The sequence below is a fragment of the Stenotrophomonas sp. STEN033 genome (assembly GCF_056856655.1).
The window spans coordinates 18,626-44,741 of record NZ_JBXFWM010000005.1 but is presented as its reverse complement, the minus strand read 5'-3'; the positions used below and the strand labels follow the sequence as shown (position 1 = coordinate 44,741).

At 63.8% G+C, this 26,116-nt stretch carries 14 protein-coding genes; 1 reads left to right on the top strand and 13 read right to left on the bottom strand.

Features of this window, described 5'->3' with window-relative positions; translation table 11 throughout:
• Positions 1–112: 112 nt before the first annotated feature.
• The 4 genes from AC1VXC_RS03140 to AC1VXC_RS03125 form a co-directional block, all read right to left on the bottom strand.
• Positions 113–1,927, bottom strand: coding sequence for a 2Fe-2S iron-sulfur cluster-binding protein (locus tag AC1VXC_RS03140; protein ID WP_481539178.1), 1,815 nt, complete (start codon positions 1,925–1,927; stop codon positions 113–115).
• The gene (locus AC1VXC_RS03135; RefSeq protein WP_313493566.1) at positions 1,924–2,616 is read right to left on the bottom strand and encodes a PepSY domain-containing protein; all 693 of its coding nucleotides are present in this window, start codon (positions 2,614–2,616) and stop codon (positions 1,924–1,926) included. Before AC1VXC_RS03135 ends, AC1VXC_RS03140 begins: the two co-directional genes overlap by 4 nt.
• Positions 2,617–2,673: 57 nt before the next feature.
• The gene (locus AC1VXC_RS03130; RefSeq protein ID WP_481539177.1) at positions 2,674–5,388 is read right to left on the bottom strand and encodes a TonB-dependent receptor; all 2,715 of its coding nucleotides are present in this window, start codon (positions 5,386–5,388) and stop codon (positions 2,674–2,676) included.
• A 96-nt stretch (positions 5,389–5,484) separates the two neighbouring features.
• The gene (locus tag AC1VXC_RS03125) at positions 5,485–5,907 is read right to left on the bottom strand and encodes a CopL family metal-binding regulatory protein (RefSeq protein WP_313493568.1); all 423 of its coding nucleotides are present in this window, start codon (positions 5,905–5,907) and stop codon (positions 5,485–5,487) included.
• A 392-nt stretch (positions 5,908–6,299) separates the two neighbouring features.
• On the opposite strand from AC1VXC_RS03125, the gene gloA reads away from it, so the two are divergent.
• A complete protein-coding gene (gloA, locus tag AC1VXC_RS03120) occupies positions 6,300–6,827 on the top strand; it encodes a lactoylglutathione lyase (RefSeq protein WP_313493569.1) in 528 nt (175 codons plus the stop codon).
• Positions 6,828–6,977: 150 nt separating this feature from the next.
• Here the strand turns inward: gloA and AC1VXC_RS03115 are convergent, their stop codons facing one another.
• The 9 genes from AC1VXC_RS03115 to AC1VXC_RS03075 all read right to left on the bottom strand — a co-directional run bounded on the left by AC1VXC_RS03115 (position 6,978) and on the right by AC1VXC_RS03075 (position 25,871).
• Positions 6,978–8,321, bottom strand: coding sequence for a M16 family metallopeptidase (locus AC1VXC_RS03115; RefSeq protein ID WP_481539176.1), 1,344 nt, complete (start codon positions 8,319–8,321; stop codon positions 6,978–6,980).
• A complete protein-coding gene (locus AC1VXC_RS03110; RefSeq protein WP_481539175.1) occupies positions 8,318–9,676 on the bottom strand; it encodes a M16 family metallopeptidase in 1,359 nt (452 codons plus the stop codon). Before AC1VXC_RS03110 ends, AC1VXC_RS03115 begins: the two co-directional genes overlap by 4 nt.
• Before the next feature lie 55 nt (positions 9,677–9,731).
• On the bottom strand, positions 9,732–11,852 hold the full coding sequence (locus AC1VXC_RS03105; RefSeq protein ID WP_481539174.1) for a protein-disulfide reductase DsbD family protein: 2,121 nt from the start codon (positions 11,850–11,852) through the stop codon (positions 9,732–9,734).
• Complete coding sequence (locus AC1VXC_RS03100) at positions 11,836–13,095, bottom strand: redoxin domain-containing protein (RefSeq protein ID WP_481539173.1); 1,260 nt, start codon at positions 13,093–13,095, stop codon at positions 11,836–11,838. The genes AC1VXC_RS03105 and AC1VXC_RS03100 overlap by 17 nt, the downstream gene beginning before the upstream one ends.
• 78 nt (positions 13,096–13,173) lie before the next feature.
• The gene (locus tag AC1VXC_RS03095; protein WP_481539172.1) at positions 13,174–16,338 is read right to left on the bottom strand and encodes a TonB-dependent receptor; all 3,165 of its coding nucleotides are present in this window, start codon (positions 16,336–16,338) and stop codon (positions 13,174–13,176) included.
• Positions 16,339–16,487: 149 nt separating this feature from the next.
• Entirely contained in the window at positions 16,488–17,624 is a 1,137-nt protein-coding gene (locus tag AC1VXC_RS03090; RefSeq protein ID WP_313493576.1) for a FecR family protein, read from the bottom strand.
• A gap of 40 nt (positions 17,625–17,664) precedes the next feature.
• A complete protein-coding gene (locus tag AC1VXC_RS03085) occupies positions 17,665–18,183 on the bottom strand; it encodes an RNA polymerase sigma factor (RefSeq protein ID WP_313173314.1) in 519 nt (172 codons plus the stop codon).
• A 240-nt stretch (positions 18,184–18,423) separates the two neighbouring features.
• The gene (locus AC1VXC_RS03080; RefSeq protein WP_481539297.1) at positions 18,424–24,930 is read right to left on the bottom strand and encodes a DUF4347 domain-containing protein; all 6,507 of its coding nucleotides are present in this window, start codon (positions 24,928–24,930) and stop codon (positions 18,424–18,426) included.
• Between the two features lie 83 nt (positions 24,931–25,013).
• The gene (locus AC1VXC_RS03075) at positions 25,014–25,871 is read right to left on the bottom strand and encodes a sulfotransferase (protein WP_481539296.1); all 858 of its coding nucleotides are present in this window, start codon (positions 25,869–25,871) and stop codon (positions 25,014–25,016) included.
• Between the last annotated feature and the right edge of the window lie 245 nt (positions 25,872–26,116).

Genomic DNA, 26,116 nt, shown 5'->3' with positions numbered 1-26,116 from the left:
GCAACAACAACAACAACAACAACAACAACAACTACAACTACAACTACAACTACAACGGCAACACCTGCAGACCTCAAACATCTGCAGCCACAACAGCCAAGCTCAAGTTCACTCAGATCTTGAAGTCGTCAAACGCAACCCGCTCATCCGCAACACCCAGCTTGCGCAACAGCTGCCTGGTCGCCGCCAACATCGCCGGCGGTCCACACAGATAGAACTCGCAACCCGCCAGATCCGGATGCTGCTTCAATAGGTCCTCATGGATCGCTTCATGCACACGACGCGCATCGGCTCCCTGCCCCGACCACACCGGATGCCAACTGAAGTTGGCATGCTCATGCGCCAGCTCCTGCATCTGTTCGACATAGGGGCAATCACGTTCGCCACGGGCGCCGTACCAGTAATGCATACGTTCGCCACCGCCTTCATCCAAACGCTGCTGGATAAGTGCACGTAGCGGCGCCATACCCGCACCAGCGCCAATGAAGATCTTCTCGCGCTCGCTGCCGCTGAGTGCGAAATCGCCAAACGGGCCGCTGTAGCGAACACGGTCACCCTCACGCAGCGTATAGGCATAGGTCGAGCCCTTGCCCGGCGGATGCTTGCGGTTCTCCTGCCAGCCAGGGCTGAAGCGCACCAGCAGCACCAGGCCGCCGTCCGCATTGGACACCGGTGTCGCCAGTGAATACGAGCGCCGAACCGTCGCCCTGTTCTGCAGGGTCGCAGGCAGGGACAGCGCCTTCCAATCCTCTTCATGCTCACCCGGATACCACACCGCAGTACGCGGCAGCTCGTACTCGGGCACGTGCAGCTGCAGATAGCAACCCGGCTGGAACTGCGCATCTGCGACCTGCTCCGGACGCAGATGGATCTCACGCAGGAAAGGGGTCACGGCGACCACCTTCTCAACGATGGCCCAGTGTTCGGTCCACAGGCTGGCGCCGCCAGCCACTTCAATCTCGACGTCCTCATCCACCTGCAGATTGCAGGCCAACCGGCAGCCGACCTTGCGCTTGGCGTCGGGCACGTGCGCGCGATCGGCCGCCGTTGCCTTGCCAGCACCGGAACGCACCCGCACTTCGCATAGGCCGCAGCTCTGGCCACCGCCGCAATTGGAGGGAAGATGGATGCCCTCGCGGGCCAGTGCCACGTAGACGCTGTCGCCGCTGGCCACCTCGACCGTGCGCAGATGCGCGCCGCCCGGTGCATAGACCATCAGCTGCCGACGCGAACGCCAGCGCCGCGGGATGAATTCCTGCAGATGGAAACTGGCAATCAGCAACCACACACCGGTCAACGCCAACCACAGGCCGCCTATGCCCATGCCCACTACCAGCGGATTGTTGAAGTTGACCCGACTGCTGTAATCCATGATGTGCAGCATCCAGAAGATGTCGAACAGCCGCCACGTCGCGTTGCGATGCTCCATCACCTGGCCACTATGCGCGGACACATAGATGCTCGTGTCCTGCGCGTCACTGAAGTCAACGCGCCATACCGGGTCCGGGTTGGCCCGGGTTTCCAGGGTCTTCTCAAGATACTGCGGCGCGGCGGCAACCCCATCACCGGCATAGGCCGCTTGTGCGACTTTCGCCGCGACCGCCGCATCGATGGCGATGCGCTTGCCGTCACGGGCATCGATGACCTCGGTACCTTCCGGCGATTGCAGTCGATACACCGGCTGTTGCAGCAACCAGCCACTGTCCAGCGTTGCCGCCTCACCCTTGGCTGCAGCCAACGCCACGCTCGGCGACACTGCCGTGGCCGGCCACGCGGGATTGGCGACAGCTGCTGCTTGCTGCGCACTGCCTTCGATCTTGTCAGGGTCGAGCAGGCTCATCATCAGGCCGCTGCCCAACCACACCACGAACTGCAGGCCGACGATCAGGCCCACCCACTTGTGCAGGGTCCGCATCCAGGGCGTCATGCGCTCCTCCGCTTGCCGAAGCTGTAGAACAACAACCAGATGCCGCTAAGTGCAAAAACCAAGCCAACAATCGAGGCAACACGCAGCAAGGTGTTGTTGACGTCGGTGCGGTTCTCGTAATCCATGATGTGCAACATCCACACGAAGTCGAACACGCGCCACAGGTCGTGTCGGCGTGCCAACAGCTCACCGCTGTCCGGTGATAGATACAGCGTGCTGTCGCCGCGGCCGCTGAAATGCACGGCCCACATCGGCACCGGTCGCGTCTTTACTTCTGACGGCGCGCGGGTGATCCACTCCACCCGTTCCACTTCGCCTTTGCCTTGATATAGCGACTGCGCCAGCGCGATGGCCTGCTCACGATCCATCGGCGCCAGGCGTTCGCCGCTGGCGGCATCGACCAGGTATTTCTGCTTGCCTTGGCGGATCTCATAGACCTCGCGTTCCAGCACGTGCTTGAGCCGGAACGACTCCATCTGCGGGTAGCGCTTGGCCAGCACATCGGCGCCAACGCGCGCGGTCTGCGCCGGCAGCGGCGTGCCATGTACGTGGGCAAGGTGGTCGCCATGGATCACGTCCAGCGGCACCACGGTCATGTAGACGCCGCTGAGCATCCATAGCAGCGCCTGCACGCCGATCACCAGGCCGATCCATTTGTGGGCACGGCGTGCCCAGAATGCGGGTTTCATCAACATCGTCCTCGTTCAATGACGCGCCCCGCCGCAGCTGCGACGGGGCGCATCCAATCACCAGCGGTAGCCGATGCGTGCGTACCAGCGGCGACCCAGCAGGTCGTAGGTCATCGTATCGGTGTTGGCATCGGTATAGCTCTGGATGAACGGCGGTTTCTTGTCGAAGACGTTGTCCAGGCCCAGCGATACATCCAGCGCCTTGCTCACCGCGTACTTGAGCTGCAGGTTGTGATAGAACACCGACGGTGCGTGGTCACCGATGTCACCGCGAGCTGCGTTGATGTCATCGGCACGACCGATGTACTGCGTGCTCCAGGTGCCCGACCATTGGTCGCGCGAAGCATTGACCGAGACCAGGCCGCGCCACTTGGCATAGCTGCCGCGGCCGCCGGTGATCTTGCCGGCGTATTCGATCAGCTCGGCCCCGTCGTACGGCCGCACGTCGTAGCGCTGCAGATAGGAAACATCGGCGCTGACGCTGGCATCGAAGCCCGCTGCCTTGAACTCATACAGCGCGCCGAAGTCGTAGCCGGTGACATGCTCGTTGGCGGCATTGACCGGCTGCGAGGACAGGAAGTCCACTTCGCCGGTCCGCGGGTTGCGGGTGAAGTTGCTGGCATCACAGAACGGATGCGCCAGCCCCGGCGTGTTGTAGCAGATGGCCAGCTTGGTGGAGCCGTCGATACGCTGGATCGCGTGCTTGATGCGGATGTTGTAGTAGTCCAGCGTCAAGGTCAGCCCGGACAGGAACTCCGGTGTCCACACCACACCCGCGGTGAACGAGGTGGCGTCTTCCGGCTCCAATGCCGAATTGCCACCGGAGGTGGTGAGGATGGTATTGCCCGGCTGCACATAGCCGGCCGGCACGCCGTAGGCCTGGCAGTTGTCACGCACCGTCGAGCCCGCCGGCAAGGCCGACCAGTTGCTGCATGGATCGGTGGTGGTCAGGTTGCCTTCGGCCACGCCGCCAAACAATTCGGGGATGTTCGGGATGCGGAAGGCGGTGGCGTAAGTGCTGCGCGCTTTCAACGAGGAGTTGATCTGCCAGTCCAGCCCGACCTTGTAGTTGTAATCGCGGCCGAACAGATCGTAATCCGAGGCACGTCCGGCCAGATTCAAGTACAGCGAATCGGCGATGGCGGTGTCCTGCAGCAGCGGGATGGCCAGCTCGGCGAAGACTTCCTTGGCGGTGTATTCACCGGCAATCGGGTCCTGCTGGTTGGTGTTGCCAATGCCCAGCACGGTCAGCGGGTCGGGATTGCGCCAGCCGCGCTCCTTGCGCACTTCCACGCCGGTGGCGAAACCCACCCAGCCTGCAGGCAATTCGAAGATCTGTCCGCTCAGGTTGGCGGTGAAACTCTTCTGTTCGTTGCCGCCAGTATCGCGCGAGGTATAGAGAATGTAGTCGAGCACCTCGCGACTGAGGTCGCCGTAACCCAGGTAATCGCCGCAGGGAATTGCCGCACCCGGTACCGGGCTGCAGATGCTGCGGTTCAAGGTCTGCTCGACGCGGTCGAGGTTGGCGACATTGTCCGAGCCATCAACGCCGGTGTTGCGGCCCCAGTTCAAGGCCGCCGACCAATCCCAGCCGGTACCGAAATGTCCCTTCAGCCCCACCAGCCCGCGGAAGGTGTTCACCTCCTGCGAAAAATGGCGCGGGCCGGCCTCTTCCAGGCGACGGCGCTGCAGCAGCAGGTCCTGTCCGGTCGGGTTGGTCGGATGATTGGCGGCGATGTTGATCGGTCGGTATACGCCGAGCCCGCCCGGCGCGGCCAGCTGGTCGGATTGGCGGTTGGTGTACATCAGCTCGGTGAATACCGTGGTGTTCTCGCTGAGCTGGCTGTCGCCGAACACGCTCATGCTGATCCGCTTGATCGGATTGACCGCATTGAGCGTGGGGTTGCCGTTGTAATTGTGCTTGGCGGCCGAGTACGGCTCGTAGAAATCGCCGTTGCCGCCCAGCACCTGGTTGAAGTTGACGCGGCTGCCGTCGGCCAGCAGCGCGCGGCCACCTACCGTGGTGGAACTGCCCGAGCACACCAGCTTGCCATCCACTTCTGCCAGGCCACAGGGCGCGCGCGAGGCCATGTTGACCGTGCCACCTTCGGCATAGTTGATGCCAGCCATCAACGAGCCGCGATCACTGTTGACGCCCCAAGCCAGGTCAACAGCGGTTTCATCGCCATCGCCACGCGTGGTCTGGCCGTAGCGCACAGCCGCTTCGGCGCCGTCGAATCCCTGTTTGGTGATGATGTTGACCACGCCCGCGACCGCATCGGCGCCGTAGATGGCCGAAGCGCCGTCCTTGAGCACTTCCACGCGCTCGATCAACGACACCGGGATCATGTTCAGATCGACCGAGCTGTTGGCGCCGGTACCGCCATTGACGATGCGCCGGCCATTGAGCAGCACCAGGGTGCGGTTGATGCCGAGGCCGCGCAGGTTGACCTGGGTGGTGCCATAGCCATTTTCGGCCCAGTAGGCATTGCTCTGGCTGCCGGCAAAACCGGCCGAGGCTGGCAGGCGCTGCAACAGCGTGTCCACCGACGTAGCGCCGGAGCGTTCGATGGCCTGCGCGTCGATCACGCTGACCGGGCCTACGCCCGACAACTGCGCGCGCTTGATGTGGCTGCCGGTGACCTGCACGGCATCCAGCGTGCGGGCGGCTTCATTCGGGGGTTGCGCGTCCTGCGCGTTGGCGGTGTGGACGGCGCTGGCACACAGCAGCGTGCCGATGGCCGCAGCCAAGGCTTGGGGCTTCAAATACATGTTCTCTCTCGCTGGGATACTGTCTCGGGGCGATAGCCGTGGTCGCAGACGCGCGCACGGTTCACTACTACGTCGTGGTGACGCGAGAACAACCGCTCAGACGATGGGAGGTCGGAAGACGCCAGATACCCTGCCTGCCGGCAGTACCAGCACCGGCAGCGAGGTTTCGGCTGCCACCGGCGGATGTGCACCGGCCAACAACAGCGCCGACGCGGGGGGATAGATGGTGAATACACACAGGCACTCGCAGCCCACGCCGTCGGCGCAGCTGCAGTCGTCGCCATGATTGGCAGCCGGCTTGCCGGCATGACTGTCGTGGCCGTCGGCGACTGCCAGATCCGCTACCGCTGGCACGCCTGGGGCCGGATCGCAGCTGGCCCTGGCCGCGCGGTTGAAGCCGGCAACCGCCGGCGCGCCATCCGCATGCAGCACCATGCGCGTGCTCGCCCATGCACCGAGCACGCCTTCGACGGCGAGCACCAGCATCAGCAGCAACGGCAGCCACACACGGTAGGACATGAAGTTCCGGACAGCCTCTTTATTTGTATATACATACAATGAATAACGCGAGCAGCGAAACCTTGTCAACCGCCGTTGCTCACGTCATGGCTCCGTCCGTGGTGGCATCCCCTGCCAACAATCCGCGCAAGCCTTGCGCCAGCGTCACTCCCAGCCCACATCCGGCAATGCATGCGCGCTTCATCAAAAGCTGGGGAACAACGACTATCCTGCGACGCAGCATAGCCAGCGCGCGCGCAGCCGCCTAGCCGTGGAAGGTATGCCGTTGATGATTTTTTGTATCGACGCATGCAAGCTGGAGTGGCGATTTCAAATGCAACTTTCTGCATGAGCATTGCGCTGTCGCGGCTGCACGCCTGCCCTCCCCCATTCATCGCAACAGGATAGATTCCATGAGCCTTCAAACCCTTGCTCAACAGCCCGGCGTCGCCGCCCAGGTACCGACCGAAACCAACGGCTTCGTGTTCAACCACACCATGCTGCGGGTCAAGGACATCCGCGCCTCGCTGGATTTCTATACACGCGTGCTCGGCTTCCAGCTGATCGACCAGCGTGATTTCGCCGAAGCGCAATTCAGCCTGTACTTCCTGGCCTATGTGCCGGCCGGCGTGCAGGTACCGCAGGACGATGCCGAGCGCCGCCTGTGGATGGCCGGGATTCCCGGCGTGCTGGAACTCACCCACAACCATGGCACCGAGAACCAGGACGGCCCGGTCTACCACGACGGCAACAGCGACCCGCGCGGTTTCGGCCATATCTGCGTATCGGTGCCGGAACTGGAAGCGGCCTGTGCGCGTTTCGAGGAACTGGGCGTGCCGTTCCAGAAGCGCCTGAGCGATGGCCGCATGAAGAGCCTGGCCTTCATCAAGGACCCGGACGGTTATTGGGTGGAGATCATTTCCAATAGCGTGCGTGCCTGATACGAACGTGGCGCGTTGACGGGGCTGTCATCTTCCCGGGTGCGCTTCGCTTACCCGGGCTACGGGGCTCCGGGTTGCATCGCGTTGAACAACAAACGCCGGCTTGCGCCGGCGTTTGTTGGTGTCGAACCACTTGGCAGAGGCTGCGACTTACTTCTTGAAGGTGCCGGCCTTGACCAGCACCATCTTTTGCGGATCCACGTACTTGCGGATCACACCATTGACCTGCTGCAGCGTCACCGACTGGATCGCCTGCGGGTAGTTGTCCAGCCAGGCCAGGCCTACACCGCGCTCAACCGTGCCGATGATCGCCGCCGACATGCCGTCGGTATTGCCCAGGCCAACCTGGTAGCTGCCGACCATTGCCTGCTTGCGTGCATCCAGCTCTTCGGCGGTAATGCCGTCCTTCCACCAGCGCTGCAGTTCGCGGCGGGTGCTGGCGATGCCCTTGTCCATCAGCTCCGGTGCAAACGTGGTGCTGATGCCCAGGCCGCCGTCCATGTAGTCGCTGCCCAGCAGGTTGCCGCCGATGCCGTAGGTCAGGCCTTCCTTCGCGCGCACCGCCGCCATCAGGCGACCGGTGAAGCCCGAACCGAGCACATCCACGCCCACCGTCATCGGCAGGTAGTCGGCATCGGTGTAGCGCAGGCCGGTGGCCTGGCCCAGGAACACGCTGACGCTGGCCTTGTCCTTCATCGCGATGCTGTGCTCGGCGGCCTTGGCCGGCAGCCGTGCCGGCGCATCGCGCAGGTAATCGACGCCGCCACTCCAGCCGTTGAAGCCGTGTGCAACCGCGGCCTCGATCGCCTTGGCATCGACGTCACCGGCAAACACCAGGGTCATATGCGCCGGGCCGTAGTACTTGGCATGGAAGGCCTTGATCTGCTCCAGCGTCACCTGCGGCACCGCCTTGAGCATGGCTTCGCGCGGCACTGGTGCGTTGATGCTGCCGGCCGGGAAGATGCTGAGCATCATCGTCTCGCGCGCCATCGTGCCCGGATTGTCGCTGGCCTGGCGCAGCGCCGCTTCCAGCTGCACCTTGGCCTTGGCCAGTTCCTCGGCAGTGAACGCCGGCTCACGCAGCTGCTCGGCAAGCAGGTCAAGCACGGTCGGCAGGTCCTGCTTCAGGCTCTTGCCATAGATGCCGATGCGCGCGGCGCTGGGGCTGAAGGACAGCTGCGCGCCGATGCCGTCGAGCGTATCGGAGATCGCGAACTTGTCGCGGCGGGTGGTGCCGGCTTCCAGCAGCATCGCGGTCAGCGTCGGCACCGCCGGGTTGTCGGCCTTGGCGGCGAGGAAGGCATCACCCAGCGGCATCGAGCCGGTGAAGGTGACCACGTCCTTGACCCCCATCGGGTAGACGATCAGGTCGATGCCGGCGGCCTTGGCGTGCACGGCGGTGTCGGCCACGCCAGCCTGCGCGGCAAATGCGGCAAGGCTGGACAGGGCGGCCAGCGCCAGCGGAATCAGTCGAATGCGTTTTGCGTTGTTCACTTGCTGCTCTCCGGCACGAACCAGCCAACCGTGCTCTGCTCTGCGGTGAAATACTTGTCGGCAACGCGCTGCACGTCAGCCGGGGTGACCTTCTCCAGGTCCTTCAGGGCGGTGGAATACAGGGTCCAGTCGCCCATCGCGATGAACTCGTTGAGCGCATCGGCGGCCTGGTCGGTGCCATCTCGGCGGTAGGCTTCCTCGGCGCGGTACGGGCCGAGCACGCGCTTGATCTCCTCGACGCTGACGCCGTCACGGGCGACCTTGGCGATCTCGTCGCGGACGATCTGCTCGATGTCCGCATGTTTGCTATCCGGGGCCAACGCCACGCTGAGCATGAACAGGCTGGGATCGCGCTGTTGGTACATGCCGCCCGATACCGCCACTGCCTTGCTGGTATCCACCAGCGCACGCTGCAGGCGCGCACTACGGCCACCCTGCAACACCAGCTCCAGCACATTCAGTGCCGGGATGTCCTTGTCCAGGCCGGCCGGGGCCTTGTACGCCATCATCACCGTGCCGGTCTCGCCTGCGCGGCGCAGCGTGACCCGACGCTCGCCCTGCTGCTCCGGTTCGGTGGTGTAGACCTCGGGGATGGCATGCGGCGAGCGCGGCACCTTGCCGAACTTCTCGCCGATGCTGGCCAGCACCTGGGCGCTGTCGATATCGCCGACCACGGTGACGGTGGCGTTGTTCGGCCAGTAGAAGGTGTCGTAGAACGCACGCAGTTTCTCGATGGACACCTTCTCGATATCGCTGCGCCAGCCGATCACCGGATGGTGGTAAGGATGCGCGTTGTAGGCGGTGGCCCACATCAGCTTCATCAGCGCGCCATTGGGATTGTTCTCGTTGCGCTCGTACTCGTTGCGCACCACGGTCATTTCGCTCTGGCGATCCTTTTCGCGCAGCAGCAGGCCACGCATGCGGTCGGCTTCGATGGCGATGTAACCGTCCAGCGCGGCCGGCGGCAGCGTGGCGTAGTAGTTGGTGCGGTCCAGCGAGGTGGTGGCGTTGAAACCGGCGCCGACGCGGTCCAGGTAGGTATCGACGTTGTTCTCGCCGTCAAAATTGGTGCTGCCCATGAACATCAGGTGCTCGAGCAGGTGGGTGCCGCCGGTAGTACCGGTCACCTCGTTGCGCGAACCGACCCGGTAGGTCATCTGGAAAGTCACCACCGGTGCGGCGTGGTTGGGCAGCAGCAATACGCTCAGGCCATTGGCGTCGAGCCGGTACTCGTCGATGCCATCGAGGGATTTGACGTGGGTGAAGCCATTGACCTTGACCGGCTCGGCCGAGGCAGCGGAGGCTGCCATCAGGCCCAGCGCAAGGCCGGCGCACAACAGGCGTTGCGAAATCATGCGTTGCGTTCTCTTGATATGCGCCCGGGGGCGCGGGGAAGTCAGCGACAGGGGTTCAATCCCGTCCTTGTGGGGTAGCGTTTTCCAGCGCGGAGAGCACGATCTCCGGCGTGAGTACCTCGGGCAGCTCACGCGGCGCACCGCCACCTGCCGGATAGGCCAGGTTGAACGGCACCGCGCTACGGTTCCAGCGCTCGAGCTCGGCGGTGATCAGCGGGTCGGCATTGGTCCAGTCGGCTTTCAGCGCGGCCACCTCGTTGTCGCGGAAGTAGTCGTTCACCCGTGCCGCGGCGAACACCACCTTCTTGTTGACCTGGCAGGTGGCGCACCAGCGCGCGGTGAAGTCGACGTAGATCGGACGGCCTTCGGCCTGCAGCTGCTGCACGCGCTCGCTGCTCCAGGGCTCCCATTGCAATGCCTCCGGAGCCGCTGCCCGCGGCCAGCCGAACAACACCGCCGCGGCCAGCACCAGTACACCGGCAACTGCACTGAACCTGGCCTTGCCACCGCGGGCACCAGGACGGGTACCGCGGCCATACAACCACAGGCCGAAACCCAGCAGTGACAATGCGAGCAAGGCATTGAGCAAGGCCGCTTCATGCAACTGCCCGGCCAGCACCCACAGCAGATAGCCGACCGTGGCATACAGCGGGAAGGCCATCAGCTGCTTGAAGGTCTCCATCCACGCGCCCGGACGCGGCAACAGCTTCACCAGCGACGGAAATACCGAGAGCAGCAGATACGGCAACGCCAGCCCCAAACCGATCGCTGTGAACACCACGAACGACTGTGCCGTTGGCAAGGCCAGCGCTGCCCCCAGCGCGGGCGCCAGGAACGGTGCACTGCACGGCGTTGCCACCACGGTGGCGAGCATGCCGCTGAAGAAGCTGCCCGCCACGCCGCTGCGCGTCTGCAGGCCGGAACCGATGCCGGTGGCACGCATGCCCACCTCGAACACGCCGCTGAGGTTCATCGCGAACGCCAGCATCACCAGCGCCAGCACGAACACGAACGGTGCCGACTGCAGCTGGAAGCCCCAACCCAGTTGCTGCCCGCCTTCGCGCAGCACCGCCAGCAGACCAGCCAGCGCCCAGAACGACAGCAGCACGCCAGCGGTGAACGACAGCGCATGCAGGCTGACCTTGCGCCTGTCACTGCCGGCCTGTTCGATGAAGCCGACCACCTTCAGCCCCAACACCGGGAATACGCAGGGCATCAGGTTGACGATCAGCCCGCCCAGCACCGCGAACAGCAATACCAGCAGCGACAACCGGGTGCCATCGTTGCCATTGGCCGAAGCCGGTGCCGCGCCCAGGTCGGCCGTGCTGACCAGCGCCGTGGCCTCGGCTTCGGCCACGAACGGCAGGTCGATGCTGACGCCACGGTACACACCCTTGGCATCGGTGTAGGCCAATACGCCGCGCAGCGCTGCATCGGCCGGCATGGTCTCGGCCGGGTCCAGGGGCAGCTTCAGCAAGGCGCGTGCACCGCGGTTGCCGATGGTCTGCGGCACCTTGTAGGAGACGAACTCATCGGCCGGGAAGAAATGCAGTTCGGCAATATCGGCCGGTGCGGCCACGCGCAAGGTCAAACCACCCTGCTCGCGGGTCGCGGCCAGCTGCCAGCCTTCGCTGGAGCTTGGCATCGGCAAGGCTGCCAGTGCCGCCTGTACATCCGCATCGGGCTGTGGCGGATCGGCACTGACCGGCACGCCCAGACTCACCGCGGCCTTGCCCGGGATGCACACGGTCTCGCACATCAACCAGCGTGCCTGCGCCTTCAGCTCGATCTCGCTGCCGGGCTTCAGGTCGGCCGGCGCGATCAGCCGCACCGGCAGGTAGGACAGGCCTTCGTAGCCGTGGCCGGTGATATTGCCTTCGCGGTCACGTACCAGGATCGGGGTTGGCCACTGGATGGCCTCGGCCGTCCAACCCGGGGGCAAGTCCCACATCAGCTTGGTCGGCAAGCCGGTGCCGGCGTTCTTCCAGAAGCTGTGCCAATGCGGGTCGTGCTGCATGCGCAGCGCCAACTGCAACGGCTGGCCCGGCTGCACCGAGCGCTGTGCGGCAACCAGCTCGGCCTGCACCTGTGCCAGCACGCTGCCGGGCAGCAATACGCCCAGCAGCAACAGCGTGGTCAGTGCCGCGCGGCGGAGGGCATCAACGTGCAGGTGCATCTTCAACCTTCTTGATCTGCGCACGCACCGCGCGCTCGACGTCCCACTCGCGCATGCCAACGCCGACGATGGTGCCGTCACCGGCAATCAGGTAGTTCTGCGGCAGCTGCACCACGCCATAGGTCTGCGCGGCCTTGTCCTCGAAGCCCGGCGCCTGCAGGTTGATCCAGGGCAGATCGTTGCTGCCGCCTTCTTCCTGCATGGCCTTGGTCCAGTCGTCCTTGTCCTCGTCCAGCGACACGGCGTAGATCTCGAAGCCATGCGCATGGAACTCGCGGTAGACCTTCAGCAGATGCGGGAACTCGCCGCGGCATGGTCCGCACCAGGAGGCCCAGAAATCCAGCAACACCAGCTTGTTGCGTGCCAGCACCTCGGACAGCTTGACCACCTTGCCGTCCACGCCGACGGCCTCGATGTCGGCATAGGGCTTGCCCGGCCCGAACTTCTCGGCCAGCTTCTGGGTCTTGGCGTAATCGGCGGCCGCCTGCTCCATCTGCGTGATCAAGGGATGTGCGCCGAGCTCCTGCTTGTAGCTGGCCAGCAACTGCGCGCGACGGGCCACGTCGTAACGCTTCCAGTCGTAGTTCTCGCTCAGCACCAGCAGCTTCAGCAGCGCCGGTTCGGCACCGTCAAGGATGGCGGCGTCGTAGTCGTTCCTGACCTTGGTCAAGGCGGCAAACGGCGCAGCCACCGAATCACGGGCGGCCTTCATCGCCGCTTCGTCGTTTTCATCCACGCCATCGAAAGCCTTGCGGTTGGCCTCGCGGTTGGCCTTGTAGGCCGCTACATAAGCGGGATCTTCCAGATACCCATAGACACGTTCGGTCAGGCTGCCACCCTTGGCCACCGGCCCCAGCACGCCGGCTTCGATGCGCAGCTCGCCCGGCTCCAGTACCAGCTTCACCGAACCCAGGTTGCCGACCATCAGTACCGCCGGTACGGCCTGCTGCACCTGCCCGCTGAGCACGAACGCGCCGCCCTGTGCGGTTGCCGTGGCCACGGGTTCGACATGCATTGGATCAGTCGCCGCGGACGGCACCAGCAACTTGAGCTCGGTCCCATCGGCCAGGCCCGGCAACGCGCCACGGATGCTGTAGGCACCGCTGCTTGCCGGCGCGGCAGTAGCGCCCTGGGCCGGGCTGGCCGGCGGGGGTTGCGATGGACTGCAGGCAGCGAGGCCGAGTGCAGCAGCGACTGCGCTGGCCAACAGGCAAGCACGCAGAGGGGTGGCGATGGACTTCATGGATTTCCTTGCAGTGGATGCGGTGCGCCGCCGACGAGGGATCGGCGCACCGCGTTGTTACCGGAAGACACGCTGGCCTCAGAACTCTTTCTTGATGTCCAGATAGAGCACGCGGCCGCGGATGTTCACGCGGTTGGAGACGAAACCGGCCAGGTTGTCGACGAACGGATAGTCGCGGTCGAACATGTTCTGCACACCCATGCGTGCGGTAACGCCACCCAACCAGCCATCACGCTGATGCTTGCGGTAACCGATCTGTGCATCGAAGGTGGTGTAGGACGCCGACCGTGTACGCGGGCTCTCGTTGGGGATGAAATCGTTGTAGTCGGTGGCCGTCGCCGACAACGGATACAGCACGCGGTGTGCGGCGCTGTAATGGCTGCCCAGCGACGCGAACCAGGCGTTTCCTTCCCAGCCGACGAACAGGTCACCGGCCCACTTGCTCGGCCCGAGCTCGCTGTCTGCATAGCTCAGCGTCGGCATCGACGCCAACGAACGCGAGGTCAGCTCCAAGGTGCGCACGGCATTGAGCTCGATGCGCCAATCAGCCCAGTCATTGCCAAAGTAGTAGCTGGCAGTGGTGTCGATGCTGCGCGAGCGGCGGCCGAGGAAGTTGATCGCACGGTTGTCCCACAACATCACCCCGTTCTCGCCGACGGTGAAGGTCCCCTCGGGCATCTTGCTGATGTCCTTGAAGATCTCCGAGTAGGTCAGGCCCGACAGCGGGTCACCGATGTAGTTGTCGAAGGTGGTGCGGTTGTAGGTGGCGGACAGTTGCAGGCCGGTCGCGAAGGTCGGCGTCCAGTCGAAGCCATAGGTCACCACGCTGGCTACCTGGGGCTTGAGGTTCACGTTGGGGCCGCTGAGCGCGACGATCTGGGTGACACCTTCCGGCAGCTGGCCACCGTTGAACAGTACACGTGCGGTGTAGTCGTCCATGATCAGCTGGCCGAACTGCTGCTGGGCCTGCGGCACCAGGAAGGACTCGCCCCAGGTAGCGCGCAGGCGCAACTGGTCGACCGGCTTCCACGCCAGGCGTGCCAACGGACTGGTACGGCTGAAGTCACGTGACACCACCGTGTCGCTGCCGGTGATACCCCCGGTACCATCATTGTTGACGCCGGTCAGCTGTTCGACATCGAAGCCGCCGAGCTCACCCAACCCCGCCGACCAGTCGCGCAGCGCACTGTCGCCGCGCTGGTCGAAGCGCTCGTAGCGCGCTGCCACGGTCAGGCTGAGCAGCTTGGCCAGCGGCTTGTCCTTCAACAGCGGAATGCCGATCTCGGTGAACAGTGCTTCGGACTTGCCCTTGCTCTCCGAGCGCAGCTGTTCGCCCAGGTTGCTCTCGTAGTTGTAGCGCTGCTCGCGGTGCTGTGCGCCAAACGCCGCCTCGATCTTGCCGGCGGGAAGCTGGAACAGCTCGCCGCGGGTCAGCAGGTCCACCGTATTGGCACGCGACTGGAACCGATAGACATGGCGTTCGACCAGACTCTGCAGCAGCTCACGGTTGCGCGCGACGATGGCGTCATTGCTGCCGTCGCCAAACACGTTCAGACCATTGAGCACTTCCAGCGTGCGCGCGTAGCCATCGGCGCCCATCGACCCGGTCAGGTCCATCAAGGCAGTGGTAGTGCCCTTCTCGCGGCCGATGCTGTACGTCGCCTCGTAATCCCAGCCCTTGGCGAACGGCAGCTTGCCGTTGATACCGATGTGAGCATCGGTATTGGTCTGCTTCTGGTCTTCGCTCAGGTTCATGCCTTCGAACTCGCGTTCGAAGGAATACCCCACCAGCACGTCGCTACCGAAGTTGTTGTAGGGATTGCTCTCCGGAACGTAGGTGTTGTAACCGTCCTCGAAGATGCTGAAGTCGAACAGGGTCGGCCGCCAGTTTTCCTTGTTGACTTGGCGTACGTGGCTGATGCCGTAGTTCAGCTGGGTGGTTTCGCCCAGATCATGCACGCCGCTGATGCGAGCATAGGTGTTCTCGATCTTGGGGCCGATGCGGCTGCGCTCATAGGTCGATGGCGCAGTGGCCGGGTCGTAGGCCAGCAGGCTGTCCGGATCCAGCGCGGTGCCGTCCTGGCCACCCGGAATCACGCCGAGCGCTTCGCCCATGAAGTGGTAGTCGATGCCGAAGTCCAGGGATTCATAGACCACGCCGGGCTGCCCCTTGTTGCGGGTACGACCGTTGACGCCACCACGATCGGTGAAATCGCCGCGGCCGTCCGGGCCGACGTGGATCAGGCGGGTGACATCGGCCGGCGAGCTGCGCTCGCGCCCTGCCGCCGCGGTGACGTGGCCGCTGCCATAACCAAAGGTGTGGGCCAGGTCCAGCCGCGATACATCGGCACCGGTATTGGAGTTCTCATGGCGCAGCTGCGCGGTGGTGCCGTCATAGGACTTCTTCAGCACGATGTTGATCACACCGGCCACGGCATCGGAGCCATAGATGGCGCTGGCGCCGTCGCTGAGCACTTCGATGCGCTCGATCTGTGAAACAGGAATCGAGGAAATATCGGTATATGCGCCCTGCGCCTGTGCCGAGCCGCTGCGGCGGCGGCCGTCGACCAGGATCAGCGTTGAACGGCTGCCCAGGCCTCGCAGGTTGGCACCGGAGGAACCCAGGCCGGATACGCCATCGCCATACGAGCTGCCGAACTCCTTTTCACCCAGCGCGCGCGAGGCGCTGGTGCGGTTGGAGAAGTTCTGCGGCAGGTTGCGCAGCACATCTTCGATCGAAGCGTAGCCCCGGCTCTCGATCAGCTGCGAGTCGATCACGATCAACGGCGAGGCCGGATCGATGTTCTTCAGATAGGTACCGGTGACATTGATCGTCTCCAGCGTTTCGGCAGCGCCACCATCGCGTTCAACCACGTCACCGGCACTGCTGCGCGGGCGGATGGCGACCGTTTTCGCGTTGATGAACTCGTGCGCGTAAGCAGTAGGTGCGAGCAGCTGCTGCAGCGCCGTGGCTGCACCCATCTGGCCGTTTACCACACCGCTCTGCACGCCACTGCCAGCGCCGCCGGCATACACCACCTGCAGGCCGCTCTGCTCGGCAAACGCCTCGAGCGCCGACGCCAGTGATTGCGCCGGAATATCAAACTGGACAGCCGCCGCAGCGGCAGCCGTATCGGCTGCAGGTGCCGACTGTGCCACCGCCACGTTGCCGGTGCCGACCAGCAGCGCAACCGCCACCGCCTTCACCAACGCCTGTTTACGAAGAATAGTGCTGGACCCCATGGATAATTCGCCCCCGAAAGACATCGAATGGTTACCGAGCAACCGGAGCCGCCTTGCGCGGAACCAGCCTCTTGTTACATCCGTGTGTCCAAGTGTGGGAAAAGGGTACTCAGGGTCAAAAATATTTTTCCGGCGACGCGCGGCGATGGCTATTGGCGACTGCTGCGACCACCGATCAGGTTGCGATCAGCCTGCCGGCTGACCTGCAGCTGCGAGCAGCATTCCAGGAACTGCAGGAAGGAATCGGCATCATCGGCATAGAACACGCCGCTGTAGCGCTGCTCGCGGATCACCGGATCGGTCACCACGATGGGCCGCGGGTTGTAGCGGTTGAACTCGCTGATGATGTCGGCCAGGGTGTCATTGCGGAAGCTCAGGCGACGCTTGCCATCGACGGGTTCGTTCGGTACTTCCAGCGGCATGCGCAGCATGGTCTGCTGTCCCTGCGGGATGCGCGCCTGTTCGCCGGCCGACAAGGCCGCCGGGCGACCCAGCGATTCGACCTTGGCCTTGCCCGCTTCCAGCGTGGATGCGTCATCGCGCCACAGCGCTTCCAGCCAGTTGCTGTTGGCCGTCACCTTCACCTTGCCCTCGCTGACCGCCACCAACGTGCCCGACGGCAAGCGGTTGACGGTGAAGCGCGTGCCCACCGCCTGCACGATGTTGTCACCGGCATGTACCCGGAACGGGCGGCTGCTGTCATGGGCCACGTCAAAGGTAGCTTCGCCGTCACGCAGCTCGATGTCACGCACACCGGCACTGAAACGCACGGCGATGTACGAGGCCGGCGCCAGGGTCACCATCGAGCCATCAGCCAGGGCAATGCTGCGCTGCTCGCCAACCGCGCTGGCGTACTGGTAGACCGGTACCTCTGGCTGCAGCAGGGTCCAGCTGCCGGCCAACAGCGCACAACCGGCAACACCGGCCACCAATGCCCAGCCCAGCCGGCGGCGACGCCCACGCGCCGTGGGCTTGCGTGGCTGCGGTGCCGCCTGCGGCACGGCGCTCGGCGCATCGTGCAGCGGCACCACGTTGTCCATGGCCTGTGCCTGCGCCAGCACAGCGTCCATATCCAGCGACTGCAGCGCCGCGCTGGAGGCCAATTCACGCTCCACCAGCTGCGCCATCAGCAGCTCTTCCAGATGCAGCGGCGAACGCGCCACCCAGGCAGCAAAACCCGCGCGGTCCGCATCGCTGGGCGTTTCGCCCATGACGAGCAACCACTCGGCGGCCTCGCGTGCGGCGCGTTCCCGGCTCTGTTGCGGCGATGTGCGATAGATATTCATGCTTTCACCCGCCCTGCCTGTCGCAGGGTCCACATCCTGTTCATCGTTCCAAGCTCGCGCGTACGTGCGCCAGCGCTTCGACACTGTATTTCTTCACCGTGTGCACGCTCAGCCCCAGCTTCTGCGCGATCTGCGCATGGCTCAGGCCTTCGCGCCGCTCCAGCAGCAGCACCGCCAGCCGGTTGGCCGGCAGCTGTGCCAGCGCATCGCCTACCTGGCGCTCGAAGAAGCCGCCGCCTTCGCTGAAAGCGGGCTGCCCCGGGTTCTCGGACACCGCATCCACCACCGTCGAGTCATACAGCAGACGGCCCTGGCGCTGGCGCATGTTGAACTCGCTGGCCACATGCGCGGCGATGCCATAGATGTAGGCCAGTGGGTTGCGCACTGTCTCGATGTTCTGCACCCGCAGCAGGCGCAGGTAGACCTCCTGCACCAGGTCACCCAGATCCTGCGCCTCGGCTACCCGCCGACGCAGGTAGCGATGCAGCTCGGCACTGTAGTCGTGGACCGCCCGCGCAGCGAAATCGCGCCCCGGCTGGTCGCTCTCAGCTGCCACCATCACCACCTCCACGGCCACGTCTACGGCCCCGGACTTTCCACCTCGTCATCACCTGCTCCCAATGGCAGGGGCGACAGACACGATGCCCCCTCGACCATGCAGTGCGTGGCAAGGGGCGATTTGGGTACTTTCACAAAGCAACAGGTTCAGCTCGCGATCACAAGAGTGGGCAGCTTAGCGGGCCTGGAACGAAGACGCCCGGCACTTCGCCGGGCGTCTTCGTTCCGCTATCGCGATGGATTACGGGAAAGCCTCACCGGGCTGGCTCCCGCCTGGACGCCTGCAGCGACGTCCCTTGCAGTCATCAAATGCTGACTCTCCCACCTGCGCAGGCATCATGGAAGCACCCATCCCAGCGCTGCCATAGCTGATGCGCAGGCCTACACTGCTGCTGGACGCGCTGTTGCTGCCCTGGTCGCGCCCGAACAGCAGCGAGATCAGCCAGCCCCGATCGGTCTTCACATCAAAGCCCGCGGCCGCCGTCACCATGTTGTCAGCATACGCCTGCATGTCCAGCACATAGCCGCCCGCACTGGGCTGCTGCACATAGTTCATCCAGGCATCACCGGTATTGGACAGCGACTGGCGGTACTCGAGCTTCCAGAACGGGCGCAATGACACCCGCCCACCCTGCCAGCTGTAGCTGCCATCGAAGCCCACGGCCAAACCGCTGTTGCTGACGGTCTGATCGGCATAGGCCAGGTCATACACCCCCAGCCCGTGCTCACGATACCCATCCAGGCGACTACGGCTGCCATCGAAGCGGCCATAGCCGGACAGACTGAAGGCACCACGCTGCTGCTGGTAACCGAAGGTCAGCGCGCCGAAGGACTGGCTGCCATCACGCTGGCCCAGCGCCATCGTGCCAGCCACACTGCTCCAGCGCGCGACATCGAAGTCCAGTTGGCCTTGCGCGACCACGCCGTCAACGAACAGGTGCTCACCTGCACGCCACAGACCATACATCGCCAGCGAGTACTGGTCGGCATCCATCCGCGACGGCGAGGCGTCGAAGCGCGTGCGGTTGCGGCCCAGGCTGGCGGCCATGCCGAGCAGGCCGTTGTCACCGAAGCTGCGGTCCACACCCAGGCTGATGCCGTCGGTGTTGAAGTCGAAGCTGCCACCGCGCTGATGGCCACTGTTGCCGAACGTGGCGGTACCGGACATCCAGCCGCCCCACCCGCTTGGCATGCCCGTGAAGTGGTTGACCGGCAGCTTCACCGGCACCGACATGCCCTGCCCCAGCAGATCGCCCGCATAGGCCAGGGTCAACGCCGCCGACGACGCATTCTCACCCGAGCGGACCTGCTGCAAGCGCGACTGGATGTTGCCCAGCTGCACGCGTGCAAAGCGCACACTGGCGTCCACCTGTGCCTGCAAACCACCACGCACCTCGGCATCCAGGGTCGGATCCGGGCGGGCGTTCACCGTCAGCTCCACGTCAACCTTCGCCGCGGTGTAGCTGCCATGCGCCTGCTGTGTGGCCACCAACGTCGCGGTACCTGGCCCGACCAGGGTAACGGTGCGGCCACTGACCGTTGCCACCGAGGTATTGCTGCTGCTGAACGTAAAGACACCCTGACTGTCACTACGCGGATCGACCAGATCAAACGCGGCTTCGCCATAGATCTTGCTCAGCGGCTGCATCCACTGCAGCGTCGGCGTGGCGGCGGTAATGGCAACCTCAAGGCGTGCCTGTGGCGCGGCCTGGTACATGGCGTTGCCGGCTTGGTCCACGTTCAACACACAGGTACCTGCTGAAAGCATCATCACCTGCGCACCGGTCACCGAACAGACGGCCGGCGAGCCACTGCTGAACAGCACCGGGTTGCCGGAACCACCACCAGTAGCCGAAGCAGTGAAGCTACCTCCCTTGACGAACTCCGGCAGCTCAGGATCGGTGTGGATGTTGGTGATCTCCTGCACGCTCAGGTCGACCTTCAAGGTCACCGGGGCGGTGCCGGTGAACCCGTTGGCATCGGTAACCTGCAAGGTGAAGGTGTAGCTGCCGGCGGCCTGAGGCTCGCCGGAGAACGTACCATCCGCCGCCAATGCCAGGCCCGGCGGCAACTGGCCGCTCATTACCATGAAGCGATACGGTGCGGTACCACCACGGGCCATCAATGCCTGGATGTAGTCCTGGTCTCCGCTTGCAGGTGGTAGCGCGCTCAGGTCCAGCTCCACCTGCGCGGCATCCACTTCCAGGTTGTACGACTGCGCAACATCGAACGGCCCGGTTCCACTGCTGCTGTCGGTCGCCGTGATGGTGACGTTGAAACTGCCCACCTGGGTTGGAGTACCGCTCAACACGCCCGCTGCAGACAGTGTGATGCCGGTGGGCAGGCTGCCACTACTGACAGCGTAGGTGTACGGCCCGGTGCCGCCACTTGCGGCCAGCGTCTGCGTATACGGCGTACTGGCCCGCGCCGCCTGCAGCGCGGATGTGGTCATGCCCAGCGTTGGTGACGCCACGGTGATGTCCACCTGTGCCGGCGTGGAGGTGCTGTATGCATCCTTGGCCGCATAAGTGAACTGGTCCGGGCCCGCATAGCCTGGCTGCGGCTGGTAGCTGATCGAGGTACCGCTGACCGTCGCGGTGCCGTGTGTCGGCTGCGACATGATCAACACTTCATCCGCACTGCCGGTGATCGACAGGTTGATGCTGGTGGGCAATGCACCGTAGCCGATGTTCTGGTTGACATCATTGGCCTTCAGCAACGGAATGGTGCTGACCTGGTTGGAGTTGGCAGACGCCGAACCAGTGCCGACCGCATTGGTCGCAGCCACCGTGAACGTATAGGTAGTTGCCGGGCTGAGGCCATTGAACGTGATCGGACTACCCGAGCCAGACTTGGTCAGCCCACCGGGGCTGGCCGTTACCGTATACGAGAAAATCGCGGTACCGCCATTGCTGGCTGGCGCGGTGAAATTGATCTCGGCCGTGTCAACGCCCTGCGCGACGGCGGTACCGATAACAGGCGCACCCGGCAGCACGGCGTTCACCGCGAAGTTGCGGACCACCTGCGTGGCGGCCAGGTAGCTGCCGTTGCCGGCCTGGTCGGCATTGATGGTGCAGGTGCCGGCGGTCAGGAAGGTCAGCGCACCACCGCTGGTGATGGTGCATACGTTCGTCGTGCTGGAACTGAACGTCGGCGTCAGGCCGGAATCGGAGGTGGCGGTCAGCGTTGGCGTGGTGCCGAAGGTTTGGGCCCCCGGGTTGTTGAACGTGATGGTCTGGGTTGCCGCAGGTGTCGCCGAATTCGACGCACTGGAGGCCGGCCCGGTACCCGCGCTGTTGTCGGCGGTGACGGTGAAGGTATAGGGCTGACCGTTGGTGAGGCCGCTCACCACGATTGGCGAACCAGCGCCGTTGACCGGCGCGACGTCGGCCGGACTGACGGTAACGGTATAACCGGTGATACTCGTGCCCCCCGTGTTGATGGGCCCCACGAAGGCCACGCTGGCCTGGTTGTCGCCGGAAGTGACAACTACCGAGGTGGGCGCCCCAGGAACAACCGCATTGACCGTGAAAGTGCGGCTGACCTGTGCCGCCGCCAGGTAACTGCTGTTACCGGCCTGATCAGCGTGGATCGTACAACTGCCCACCGTCACAAAAGTGACCAGCCCCTCGCTGGTGACAGTGCACACGCCGGTGGTTGAGGAGGTGAAGGTAACGTCCAATCCCGAGGTCGCCGACGCACCACCGTTGACGACGCGGAGGTCCGGCATCGTGCCAAAGCTCTGCGCCCCCGGGTTGGCGAAGGTAATGGTCTGCGGCGAAGCTGGGACGACGGCGTTGCTGCTCCCGGAGGCGCTGCCGGTACCGGCCGAATTGGTCGCCGTCACTGTGAACGTATAGGAGACACCGTTGGTCAGCCCGGTCACGGTGATCGGCGATGATGAGCCCACTTCGGTAATCCCACCGGGGATTGCGGTGACGATATACCCGTTCGGGATGATGGCCGAGCCACCGGTGCTTGCCGGTGCAGTGAAAGTCACCGTTGCCTGCTGGTCGCCCGGAGTTGCCGTGCCGATGGTCGGCGCAGCAGGCACGATCGCATTGACCGTGAAACTACGGGTAACGGTGGAAGCAGCATTCGTCGACGAGTTACCCGCCTGGTCGGCATCGATGGTGCAGGTGCCTGCGGAAATGAAGGTCAACACACCGCTGCTGGTGATGGTGCAAACGCCTGTCGTGGACGAGGTGAAGTCAATCGCCAAGCCCGTTGCTGCCCCACCTATTGCATAGGCAGAGCTGGCAGTCAACGTAGGCGTAGCACCGAAGTTGTAGTTGGTCGGCTGGGCGAAGGTGATGACCTGGTTGGCCATCGGGGTGGCACTGTTTGATGCGCCCGAAGCGCTGCCGGTGCCGATGGCATTCGTCGCCGTCACGCTGAACGTATAGGCCGTACCGTTGATCAGATTACCAACGGTAATGACACAGGCAGCCGGACCGGCACAGCTACCGGTTGCACCACCCGGGTTGGCGGTTGCGGTGTAGGTCGTGATCGCCGAACCACCATTGTTCGGTGAGGTGAAAGTCACCGTCGCCTGCGTGTCACCAGCGGTCGCCATCCCGATGGCAGGTATACCTGGCGCAGTTGGTATGGCAACGGTATGGGCACTGCCACTGCTGTAGGACGGAATCGCGTTACCCGCACCATCGACGATATTGGTAGAGCCATTGAGGTTCAGCTTGATGGTTCCGCTACCGGAGATGCCGGCAATGTTCACGTTGACCGACGAACCGTTGGATGCTGAGACGCTGGCAATGGTGCCAGTGGCTCCCGCTCCCACCAGGGTGAAGTCGTCGGTGGAGACATTCGCCACCGTCTCATCAAAAGTCACGGTGAAAGCCATCGACGAATCCGCCGACGATGGTGAGCCGGACACCACGATGCTACTGACAGAGGGCGGATTGTTGTCCACCCGGGCATTGGTGGTGTCAGACGTTGCCGTTGCATTGCCCGCATTGTCGGTGGCAGTGACACTGACATTGCGATTGGCGGCATCGATGTTGCCGGAAACTATCGTATAGGTGGCCGTCCAGGTGCCCGAGCTGTTGGTGGCTGCGACGGCTGCACCACCACCGAAGTCGGTGAAGTTCACAGTGACGCTGGCCATGGTGTCGGCGTTGTTGTCACCGCCGGCGGTATTGTTCCAGGTGGCGGTCACCGTATCGCCGATCTTGTAGGCACCGCTGGTTCCAGTAGCGCCGCTGATGCTGATCCGCGCGTCTGTCACCGTTGGCGCGATGTTATCTACGGTTGCATTGGTGGTATCTGCTGTGGTGGTTGTGCCGGCTACGTTGGTCGCGCTGACGCTGATGTTGCGGTTGGTTGCATCGATGGAGCCCGACGTAATGGAATACGTCGCGGTCCAGGTGTCGCCGCTGCTCGACGCCGCCACGGTTGCACTGCCACCGAACTGGCTGAAATCCATGGTGACGCCGGTGATCCCCACGTTGTTGTCACCGCCTGCGGTGTTGTTCCAGGTCGCAGTAACGGTATCGCCGATCTTGTAGGTGCCGCCGGTTCCGCTGGCACCGGAGATGCTTATGCGCGAGTCCGACACAACCGGCACCGGCGCCTGCGCAGCGGTAACCGTGAAGTTCCGGAATTCGAAGTATGGCTTGGTCTCCCACGCAGAGCTGGTGTCGAAGACAAGCTTGAAGGCTTTCAACTTGACACCATTGAACGCAGCCAGCTGCGAGGGACCAAAAGAAAATGTCTCATTTTCTATCGCGGTCCCACTCAATGTGGCGGAAGTAACTGTGGAGTCATCCGGTTTGATGCCGACAATTCTCACATTCGTGAATTGTCCACCGAGGCCCGGCGCTTCCCCCGCCTCCAGCCCAGCGAGCTCGAAAGTACCTGTATTCGTTCCGTCGGCGGCGACGTTGAAGTAGGTGCCAGTCGTCGTGTTGTTGAATTGCCATTGAAGATACGCAACGTTCGGTGCGTAGGCGTAAATGCTGACATTGCCGATGGCCGAGCCACCCACATCCCATCCGGTAACGATGAAGTCCTGGGAGGTCAGATTGATGTTGTTGTCGGTCCATCCGGTGGAAAACGTCTTTAACCCGTTGGACGCCGCCAGCACACCGGAGTAATCCCGCAATGCCTTGTCCGAAAAGGCCAGCGATGTCCCGATATCACCGCGCTGAACTTCCAGCAACCAATCCCCGCCCTGCCCCACGGCGCCCGTCAAGTTGGAGGAAGCCGCCACGTCCATCCCGCTCTGGTCACGGATGATGCCCAGCATTACCTCACCGTCGTCGGTAGCAGCCAGATCACACCCATAGAACAACAGGTCCGCGCCTTCGCGCACCGATGCACGCAACGCCTGCATCGTGCCCAACTCTGCATGCAGGGATTCGGCAGTGATGCGGCTGCTGCCCAGCTGCAGCACCCCCGGGCTGGCATGCGACACCACATGGATCGCGGCAAGGTCCCGATACCCACGCAGGGCCTGCACCAATTGCGGCAGTCCTGGACGGCCCGCATCGATCTCAACCACGCCGACACCGGGATTGAGTCCCGCATAAAGGGTGGCCCGGTCCTGCACCGAGCTGTCGATCACCACCAGCTCGGTGATGCCTGCATGCTGCTGGATGTCCAGCGTGTCGCTGGACTGCTCGACACCGGCGCGCGGCTTGTGGCTGGAGGCCTTGCCAAGCGGCAGGCTTGCTACAGCATCACCCTGCCCCATCCGCATATAACTTCTTGGCTGATAGCCACCGCGCATCAGGTAGCCTCCTGCAGCTGACCCAGCAGCATGCGCTGAGAACGGGAGCAACAGTGTGGACAATGCGCCGAGCAGTGCGTGCTTCATGGGGTGGCCTTGGTGATGAGCGGAGCCTGGGTTTCGGAACGCCGGGCGGCGATGATGCCGGCCGAGCTGCCCGTCTGGTCCTGCCAGAAATCCATGTCTTGGTATTTGTTGAAAAGATCCGGCGGCAGGATGTTGCGCCGGGCCTTGAACTCGACCTTGCGGCGCACGTCGTGCAGCCCTTTGACACCCAACTGCTGGTCGAAGCTTTCTTCGGCGTACTCGACATTGTCGAAGTCGTGCGCGAATTCCGCTTCACCCAGGAACTGGTACACCAACTGCATGGTGCGTGCCGGGTGGCGGGTCAGCAGCTCGTAGTCCAGCAACAGCAGCCGCTCGGAAAACTCGCCGTAATAGGCTTCCTTGAGCGCGGTCCAGGCGCCGCCAACCACGCCGCCAGCGCTTATCAGCTGCTCGCAGCGGCTATACACGGTCTGCCGCGTCGCCGGGTTGTACATGCGGCTGTAGTCGAACGGATTGCGTCGATGGATGGCCTCGAAGCTGTCCATCACCCAGGCCGGGTTGCGCACGCAGCAGATGACCTTGAAGTCCGGTACCAGCCCGGCAAGCTGGTGCATGCGCGCGGTCCACTGGCGGTTGGTGTCAAACACCAACTGCGCCGGGGTGTCGGCGTAATAGGCGTCCAGGATGGCGTTGCAGATGGCCTTGCGCTTGGCCTCGTCGAAGAAGGCCGCCGATTCGCCGCCCGCCCCCATCTGTTCCAGCGCGCCATTGATCAGCCCGGCGACCGGGCTGCTCATGGCGGCATGAAAGCGCGGGTTCTGGCGCAGGATGCCGGCCAGCAGGGTCGAGCCGGAGCGTGGCAGGCCGGCAATGAAGTGGTAACGCGGGCTCATACGCGTAGCCCGACCGCCGCTGCGCGAGCAACGGCCAGCGTCCACCACTGAACGCGCACCACCCAGCCTGGCGGCACGCCTTTCGCAACACACATACAGCCCCCTGTCATGACATCCCCACCGGCAACGCCGGCTTTTTTTTCGTTCTATTGGGTTAACCGGCAAAAGCAGCGCGCCACAATCACGCCATTTGTGATTCAAATCACACTTTTGACCTTACAGGCCCAACCACGCACCCGGCACGA